The organism is uncultured Campylobacter sp. (assembly GCF_938018145.1).
GTDB lineage: Bacteria > Campylobacterota > Campylobacteria > Campylobacterales > Campylobacteraceae > Campylobacter_A.
The window spans coordinates 1-1,026 of the sequence record NZ_CALIII010000279.1 but is presented as its reverse complement, the minus strand read 5'-3'; the positions used below and the strand labels follow the sequence as shown (position 1 = coordinate 1,026).

Sequence of the window (1,026 nt, the reverse complement as noted above, 5' to 3'; positions counted from 1 at the left end):
GAGGTTTGAGACCAAAACCGCCGAAAGAGAAGGTAAGAGCGAGAAAGGCGGCGCAGCCGGATCAAAATTTAACTTTCTAGCCGATCTGCAGAGCCTAGAGGATGAGCGCGTGGCGCTGCAAAAAGCGGTGAAAAAGGCCAACATCATCGCCGCTGTCGTAGGGACCTGCGTGGGCGCACTGGTGGCGCGCTTCTGGGACGAGATGGCGCCCGGCGTATTTTTTGGCATCTCCGTTTATGGCGTCGTGAGCGCTCTTTTGACGGCGAGCAAAAGACGGAATTTCAGATCAAATTTCAAAAGCAGGATCGTCGCGAGCATCGCAAAAAGCTTCGGGCTTAGCTACGATGAAAGCGGGGGGCTTACAGCAGATGAGTTTTTTGAAATTTACGACTGCTACATAAACGAACAATCGAGCGAGGATATGATGAGCGGGGAGGTGCAGGGCGTGCCAGTGAGGTTTAGCGACTTTTACGCCGCCGAAAAGGTGCGCACCAAAAACGGCACTCGCACCGACGTAAAATTTCAAGGAGTGCTTTTCGTCGCGGACTTTCATAAAAGGCTTAACTGCGAGGTGCGGGTATGCCACAAAAACTCGCGAAATCTGCGCAGATGCGGGCAGCGAGCGAATATGGACGACGTGAAATTTGAGGAGTTTTTCGACGTCTATACGACCGATCAGGTGGGTGCGAGATACGCTCTGACGCCGCTTTTGATGCAGCGACTGACGGAGGTCTATCTAAGGCTGGGCTCGCAGATAAACGCGGTGCTGAAAGAAGATAAAATTTACGTGGCGATCGAGACCTGGCGCGATAATTTCGAGCCTAGCGTCTATGAAAGTGTGCTGCGCCGCGACCCCGCAAGCGAGATAAAGAGCGAAATTTTAAACTTTTTGAGTATCGTTAAAATTTTAAAACTGAACATGAGGATTTGGATTTAATAAAATTTGAGCGGTATTTTTGCTAAAAATTTTTAATTTTTTTAAATTTTTTTTTTTTTTTTTTTTTTTTTTTTTTTTTTTTTTTTTTT

Annotated in this window: 1 protein-coding gene; it reads left to right on the top strand. The window is 47.3% G+C overall.

The genetic code is table 11. The annotated features are described in order from the left end of the window. On the top strand, positions 1–937 hold a 937-nt coding region (locus Q0338_RS06430), incomplete at its 5' end, for a DUF3137 domain-containing protein (RefSeq protein WP_298086041.1). Positions 938–1,026: the final 89 nt, after the last annotated feature.